Origin of the sequence: Streptomyces sp. SID14515 (assembly GCF_010548505.1) — a bacterium.
Lineage (GTDB): Bacteria > Actinomycetota > Actinomycetes > Streptomycetales > Streptomycetaceae > Streptomyces > Streptomyces caviscabies.
Genome location: NZ_JAAGMH010000010.1, coordinates 1 through 5395 on the forward strand (window position 1 = coordinate 1; position 5395 = coordinate 5395).

General features: G+C 72.1%; 5 protein-coding genes. All 5 read left to right on the plus strand.

The genetic code is table 11. The features are described 5' to 3' along the window. On the plus strand, positions 1 to 2084 hold a 2084-nt coding region (gene infB / locus G3I54_RS01645), incomplete at its 5' end, for a translation initiation factor IF-2 (protein ID WP_164610320.1). Positions 2085 to 2261: 177 nt separating this feature from the next. Beyond that, complete coding sequence (locus tag G3I54_RS01650; RefSeq protein ID WP_018960670.1) at positions 2262 to 2555, plus strand: DUF503 domain-containing protein; 294 nt, start codon at positions 2262 to 2264, stop codon at positions 2553 to 2555. A gap of 36 nt (positions 2556 to 2591) precedes the next feature. Beyond that, a complete protein-coding gene (gene rbfA, locus G3I54_RS01655) occupies positions 2592 to 3074 on the plus strand; it encodes a 30S ribosome-binding factor RbfA (RefSeq protein WP_164610322.1) in 483 nt (160 codons plus the stop codon). Continuing rightward, positions 3071 to 3970: a tRNA pseudouridine(55) synthase TruB gene (gene truB, locus G3I54_RS01660; RefSeq protein WP_164610323.1), complete on the plus strand. Its 900-nt coding sequence runs from the start codon at positions 3071 to 3073 to the stop codon at positions 3968 to 3970. Before rbfA ends, truB begins: the two co-directional genes overlap by 4 nt. A 254-nt stretch (positions 3971 to 4224) precedes the next feature. Beyond that, the coding region (locus G3I54_RS01665) for a trypsin-like peptidase domain-containing protein (protein ID WP_343240246.1) at positions 4225 to 5395 on the plus strand (1171 nt) is incomplete at its 3' end.

Below are 5395 nucleotides of genomic sequence, written 5' to 3' on the forward strand. Positions count from 1 at the left end.
TCGCCGGTCGTCCCGGTGGCGGCGGTGGCGGCGGCTTCGCCGGTCGTCCGGCCGGTCCCGGTGGCGGCGGCGGTGCCGGTCGTCCCGGTGGCGGCGGCGGCTTCGGCGGTCGTCCCGGCTTCGGTGGCCGTCCCGGCGGCCCCGGTGGCCGCGGTGGCACACAGGGTGCGTTCGGCCGTCCCGGCGGTCCGGCGCGTCGTGGTCGTAAGTCGAAGCGGCAGAGGCGCCAGGAGTACGAGGCCATGCAGGCCCCGTCGGTCGGCGGCGTCATGCTGCCTCGCGGCAACGGACAGGCCGTCCGGCTGTCGCGCGGCGCCTCGCTCACCGACTTCGCGGAGAAGATCAACGCCAACCCGGCGTCGCTCGTCGCCGTGATGATGAACCTCGGCGAGATGGTCACCGCCACGCAGTCCGTTTCCGACGAGACGCTCCGGCTTCTCGCCGAGGAGATGAACTACGTCCTGGAGATCGTCAGCCCCGAGGAGGAGGACCGCGAGCTGCTCGAGTCCTTCGACATCGAGTTCGGCGAGGACGAGGGCGGCGAAGAGGCTCTGGTCTCGCGTCCGCCGGTCGTGACCGTCATGGGTCACGTCGACCACGGTAAGACCCGACTGCTGGACGCGATCCGCAAGACGAACGTCGTCGCGGGCGAGGCCGGCGGCATCACGCAGCACATCGGTGCCTACCAGGTCTCCTCCGAGGTCAACGGCGAGGACCGCAAGATCACCTTCATCGACACCCCGGGTCACGAGGCGTTCACCGCCATGCGTGCCCGTGGTGCGAAGTCGACCGACATCGCGATCCTCGTGGTGGCGGCCAACGACGGTGTGATGCCCCAGACGATCGAGGCGCTGAACCACGCCAAGGCGGCCGAGGTGCCGATCGTGGTCGCGGTCAACAAGATCGACGTCGAGGGCGCCGACCCGACCAAGGTGCGCGGTCAGCTCACCGAGTTCGGTCTGGTGGCCGAGGAGTACGGCGGCGACACGATGTTCGTCGACATCTCCGCCAAGCAGGGCCTCAACATCGAGGCTCTTCTGGAGGCCGTCGTCCTCACCGCCGACGCCTCGCTCGACCTGCGGGCCAACCCGGAGCAGGACGCGCAGGGTATTGCGATCGAGTCCCACCTCGACCGCGGTCGCGGTGCCGTCTCGACCGTCCTGGTCCAGCGCGGAACGCTGCGCATCGGTGACACGGTGGTCGTGGGCGACGCGTACGGCCGTGTCCGGGCGATGCTCGACGACAGCGGTCAGAACGTCCAGGAAGCGGGTCCCTCGACCCCCGTCCTGGTGCTCGGTCTCACCAACGTCCCGGGCGCCGGCGACAACCTCCTGGTCGTCGACGAGGACCGTACGGCCCGTCAGATCGCCGAGAAGCGTGCCGCCCGTGAGCGCAACGCCAACTTCGCCCGCAAGGGCGTCCGGTTCTCCCTGGAGAACCTGGACGAGGCGCTCAAGGCCGGTCTGGTCCAGGAGCTCAACCTCATCATCAAGGGCGACGCGTCCGGTTCGGTGGAGGCTCTCGAGTCCTCGCTGCTCCAGCTCGACGTCGGTGAAGAGGTCGACATCCGGATCCTGCACCGTGGTGTGGGTGCGGTCACCGAGTCGGACATCAACCTGGCGACGGGTTCCGACGCCATCGTGATCGGCTTCAACGTGCGCGCCGCAGGGCGTGCCGAGCAGATGGCCGAGCGCGAAGGCGTGGACGTCCGGTACTACTCGGTCATCTACCAGGCGATCGAAGAGATCGAAGCGGCCCTCAAGGGCCTGCTCAAGCCGGAGTACGAAGAGGTCGAGCTCGGCACGGCGGAGATCCGCGAGATCTTCCGCTCGTCCAAGCTGGGCAACATCGCCGGTGTGCTGGTCCGCTCCGGCGAGGTCAAGCGCAACACCAAGGCGCGCCTGCTGCGCGATGGCAAGGTCATCGCGGAGAGCCTCAACATCTCCGGTCTGCGCCGCTTCAAGGACGACGTCACCGAGATCCGCGAAGGCTTCGAGGGTGGTATCAACCTCGGAAACTTCAACGACATCAAGATCGACGACGTCATCGCGACGTACGAGATGCGCGAGAAGCCGCGAGGCTGATCCGCAAGGATTGGGCCGGGTCCCGGGGGTTCGCCCCCGGAACCCGGCCACCACGGTCGGAGCCGGTCGACGGGGCGTATTTCCGTCGATCGGCTCCGGCCGTTCCGGTACGGTTCTGGTGTCCCCGGCAAGCTCTGGCGGGGCGCGAACCCGAACCGGCGGGACATCCGGACACGCATGTATGTGGGGACCCTGTCCTTCGATCTGCTCCTCGGCGACGTACGGTCGTTGAAGGAGAAGCGTTCCGTCGTCCGCCCGATCGTGGCCGAGCTCCAGCGCAAGTACGCGGTGAGCGCGGCCGAGACCGGCGGACAGAATCTCCACCGCAGGGCCGAGATCGGCCTTGCCGTGGTCTCCGGTGACACCGGACACCTCACGGACGTGCTGGACCGCTGCGAGCGGCTGGTCGCGGGGCGTCCCGAGGTGGAGCTGCTGTCGGTGAGACGGCGGCTGCACAGTGACGAAGACTGACAGTCGAGCGAAATCAGAAGGAAGAGTGACGGACCGGTGACCGACAACGCGCGGGCCCGCAAGCTGGCCGATCGCATCCAGGTCGTGGTCGCGGAGACCCTGGACCGGCGAATCAAGGATCCGCGGCTGGGCTTCGTGACGATCACGGACGCCCGGGTCACCGGCGACCTGCGGGAGGCCACGGTCTTCTACACGGTCTACGGCGACGACGAGGAGCGCGCGGCCTCCGCCGCCGCGCTGGAGAGCGCCAAGGGCGTCCTCCGTACCGAGGTCGGACGGCAGACCGGGGTCCGGTTCACGCCGAGCCTGGCCTTCGTCCCGGACGCCCTCCCGGACAACGCCCGCACCATCGAGGACCTCCTCGACAAGGCGCGGGCCAAGGACGCGGAGGTGCGCCAGGTGTCCACGGGCGCGAGCTACGCCGGCGACGCCGACCCGTACCGCAAGCCCGAGGACGAGGACGACGAGCCCGGGACCGACGGATCCTCCGAGAAGAACGAGGGCCCGGCCTCCGCATGACCGAGCAGACCACCACGCCGGACGGCCTTGTCATCGTCGACAAGCCGTCCGGCTTCACTTCGCACGACGTCGTGGCCAAGATGCGCGGCATCGCCCGCACCCGCCGCGTCGGCCACGCCGGCACCCTGGACCCGATGGCGACCGGAGTCCTCGTGCTCGGCGTCCAGCGGGCCACCAAGCTGCTCGGCCACCTCGCCCTGACCGAGAAGGAGTACCTCGGCACGATCCGGCTCGGCCAGGACACCGTCACCGACGACGCAGAGGGCGAGATCACCTCGTCCACCGACGCCTCCGGAGTCACCCGCGAGTCCATCGACGCCGGGGTGGCCGCGCTGACCGGCGCGATCATGCAGGTCCCGTCGAAGGTCAGCGCCATCAAGATCGACGGCAAGCGGTCCTACGCGCGGGTGCGGGGCGGCGAGGAGTTCGAGATCCCGGCCCGCCCGGTGACCGTCTCCTCCTTCCGCGTCTACGACGTCCGCGAGGCCGTCGCCGAGGACGGCACGCCCGTCGTGGACCTGGTGGTCTCCGTGGTCTGCTCCTCGGGGACGTACATCCGGGCGCTGGCCCGCGACCTCGGCGCCGGGCTCGGCGTCGGCGGCCACCTGACCGCGCTGCGCCGCACCCGGGTCGGCCCGTACGGACTGGACGCGGCCCGGACGCTCGACCAGCACCAGGAGGCGCTGACCGTGATGCCGGTCGCCGAGGCGGCCGCCTCCGCCTTCCCCCGCTGGGACGTGGACGAGAAGCGCGCCAAGCTGCTCCTCAACGGCGTACGGCTGGACATGCCCGCCCACCCGCAGGGGCCGGTCGCGGTCTTCGGGCCCGACGGCGCGTTCCTCGTGCTCGTCGAGGAGGAGAAGGGCAAGGCCAAGAGCCTCGCCGTCTTCGCCTGATCCGCACCCCGCACCTCCGCACCCCGGGTCGTGCGCCCCGCACCCTGGGCCGCGTGGCAGGTCATGCGTGGAGCGGGCACCCACCCCCCACCCGGTGCCCGCTCCACGTTCCCCTCCCCGGCACCATTCCTGCTCCCCGGGGGACACGCTTATTCACCCCAACGGACGGGCGCTCGGAGTGAATACCGGGGGCGTGGGGGGCGCTTTCCCCGTCCGTGCGCCCCGCGAGATCACCGGCGGCCTAACGTCGGACCATGGGCAGTGGGGACCGGTCGAAGCTGGTAAGAATCTGCGATCAGGCCGGCCGGCCGCGAGGGACGGGTTTCGTCGCGGACGACCGCGGCACGGTCGTCACCGCCCATCAGGCCGTCACCGCCCCGGGCCCGCTCCTCCTCCACGGCACCGACGGCCGCACCTGCTCCGTCGGCCCCGACGACATCACCGCGCTGCCCGCCCTGGGCCTCGCCCTCCTGCGCACCGGCGGTCCCGACGCCCTCGACGCGGAACCCCTGCCCATCGCCGGACGCGACCGCGCCGAACCCGGCGGCTATGTGGATATCGCCGCCCACGGACGGCGCGAGGCCCGGGTGCTCGGCACCACCCCCGCCACCTGCACCGCGCCGGACGGCACCGCCCACCCGGTCCCCGCCGCCCTGGAACTGGCCCTCGGCACCGACGGGCGCGACGCCCTGCGCTCCGGGGGCGCGGCCATCGGCGGGCCCGTCACCGACCCGGCCACCGGCGCGGTCCTCGGCATCCTCTGCACCGCCCTCACCGCCCCGCACGAGGCGGCCGGCCTCGCCCTGCCGATCGTCCGGGGCGCGGACGACGCACTCGACGCCCTGCTGCGCCGCAACGCCACCGCCGCCCCCGCCTACGGCCCCGACCTCAACCTCGCCGGGGCCCTCCAGCTCACCGCCACCTCCGTCGGCTCGGCGGACGGCCCGGGAGCCCGCACCGCGCCGGTCGAGCGCGCCGACGTCCACGCCGAGCTCACCGCCTTCGCCGCCGGTACGGGCCAGGTCCTCGGCCTCGTCGGGGCCCCCGGCACCGGCCGCACCACCGAGCTGGCCGCCCTAGCCGCCCGCCGCGCCGACGGCCGCGCGCCCGCCCCCACCCTCTGGCTGCGCGGTGCGGACCTGCTGGCCGACGACACCTCCGTGGCGGACGCCGCGAGCCGTACGCTCATCCGCTCCGCCCGGATCGTCTCCGCCGCGGGCGCCCGGGGCGACATGAGCACCGCCACTCCGGAGCGCGTCGCCCGGCTGGCCGCCGAGGCCGGGCACCCGCTCCTGGTGGTCCTCGACGGCCCCGAGGAGATGCCGCCGCTGCTGGCCCACCGGCTCGCCGACTGGACGGCCGGCACCGCGCGCTGGCTGCGCGAGCACGGCGTCCGGCTCGTCGTCGCCTGCCGCCCCGAGCACT

Excerpts from the sequence above, each read along its gene's own strand:
- G3I54_RS01650 (WP_018960670.1), top strand. The coding sequence starts at position 2,262 with ATGTATGTGGGGACCCTGTCCTTCGATCTGCTCCTCGGCGACGTACGG.
- truB (WP_164610323.1), top strand. The coding sequence starts at position 3,071 with ATGACCGAGCAGACCACCACGCCGGACGGCCTTGTCATCGTCGACAAG.